The following is an 883-nucleotide window of genomic DNA, read 5'->3' as shown; positions in this document are numbered from 1 at the left end:
GGCACGGTGACGGATCGCGGCCAGCAGGGCAAAGGCGAGCATGACCAACGAGACATGGCGATGCCAGCCATGCCAGGAGCGGGTCTCGTTATGCTCGAGCCCCAACTCGTTCTTGGCCGTTTCGAAGGCACTTTCGATCGCCCAACGATGCCCTTCTACCCAGGCCAGCTTTTCCAGGGGCGTTCCAGCCGGCGCCCAGGTGGTGAAATAGGTCAGCTCTCCATCGACCAGGCGGCGGCGAATCAGCAGGCCCCGTGTCCACAGTCCTGTCGCGGATAGGCCATAGTCACTGGCCTCCAGGTCTGCCAGCTCCAGATAGGCCCACTCGTGCAGACGCGGTCCCTGAGTGCCTTCGCCTGCCGAGCAGCATCTCCAGGCCGAAAGCGGTAACGCCTGCGCCACCTGCTCGGCCGTGCCGGAGATCCAGGGCCTGTCAATCCAGGCCTTGACGGTATGGATGCCCTTGACACCCAGCACATAGCCTTTCCCGGCACATCGCAAGGCGGTCTCGAGATGACCCACGCCGTAGACGCTGTCGGCAGCCACCCAGGCAAAAGGCGTGTTCGCCGCGAGGGCCCGCTCGATCATGTCCTGGGCCATCCGGGGTCTGGTTGAAAATCCGATGCCCTCCGGTACCTGGGCGGCGGCCAGGCGCTCAGGGTCATCCGTCCAGACCTTGGGCAGATATAGCGCCCGGTCGATGAAGGCATGGCCATGGCGTGAGACATAGGCCGCGAAGACACCGATCTGGCAGTTGGTGATCTTGCCGGCCGACCCGCTGTACTGGCGGGCCACGCCGCAGGAGGCGTGGCCCTGCTTGAGAAAGCCGGTCTCGTCCAGAACCAGGACGGCCTCGTCGTCGGCCAGATGCTCGAGCACATAC

At 64.7% G+C, this 883-nt stretch carries 1 protein-coding gene; it reads right to left on the bottom strand.

What is annotated here, in order from left to right:
- The coding region (locus ACYVD0_RS21500; RefSeq protein ID WP_460428694.1) for an IS701 family transposase at window positions 1-883 on the bottom strand (883 nt) is incomplete at both ends.

The organism is Azotobacter armeniacus (assembly GCF_054779355.1).
Note: the sequence above shows the minus strand (reverse complement) of the source record. Positions and strands in the feature narration are given on the sequence as shown.